Origin of the sequence: Dyadobacter frigoris (assembly GCF_005280585.1) — a bacterium.
GTDB classification, from domain to species: Bacteria; Bacteroidota; Bacteroidia; order Cytophagales; family Spirosomataceae; genus Dyadobacter; species Dyadobacter frigoris.
Window position 1 is genome coordinate 1 of the sequence record NZ_SZVO01000067.1, and the last position, 690, is coordinate 690.

1 protein-coding gene is annotated in these 690 nt (G+C 36.1%); it reads right to left on the minus strand.

Annotation, left to right across the window (positions count from 1 at the left end; genetic code table 11):
- Nucleotides 1-30 precede the first annotated feature (30 nt).
- Nucleotides 31-414 (minus strand): T9SS type A sorting domain-containing protein, encoded by a 384-nt coding sequence (locus tag FDK13_RS35250; protein WP_137344684.1) that lies wholly within the window; start codon nt 412-414, stop codon nt 31-33.
- Nucleotides 415-690 lie beyond the last annotated feature (276 nt).

A 690-nucleotide genomic window follows, 5' to 3' on the forward strand; every position in this document is an offset into this window, starting at 1 on the left:
ATGGCTAATAGGGTACTCGGTAACTAATGCTTATTTGATTGTCAATACACGTTCTGTTTTTTGATCTGATAATTGGAATGATTTGGTTTGTGTTTCGTTTTTGCTAGTAACATCGATTTCATATTTACCGGCTTCAAGATCCGTAACGTTCAACTGGCGACCAAATTTTTGATTTCCTTTTGCAACTACTTCGCGGTACACTACATCTCCCTGTTCGTTTTTTACAAGAATTGTTGTGGCTGCGTTGTCATCCGATTTATCGACCAACACATTGATTTTTCCACCTTTATTGATGTAAACACCAGTTCCAAAGTTGGAAGCTTTTTTAGTTTCTTTATTTTCGGCGTTAGCAGCGAAAGCGAAGGATGTAACAAATGCGAAAGCAAGAGCGATATTTTTGAATGAATTTTTCATGGCTATTTATATTTAATGTTTTGTTGTAATTGTTTCCCTTATTGATGAATCAAAGATAGGGTGATGGCAGGTACTATGTATAACAAAGTACACGAATGGATGCTTTTCAGTGATAAGTGGTATTGGGAATAAATGAGCAATTAAACGGTTAAAAGGGGTTGTTGAGGTTTTGTGAAAATAATGGTCTGAACTATGTTCAATCTTAAAAAAGCGGTTTGAGGAGAAGCTTGTTACGTAAATTATATCGGCCATACCTACGGCATTTTGTGATCGCAG

Coding starts and splice junctions, on each gene's coding strand:
- FDK13_RS35250 (WP_137344684.1), bottom strand. CDS start 414: ATGAAAAATTCATTCAAAAATATCGCTCTTGCTTTCGCATTTGTTACA.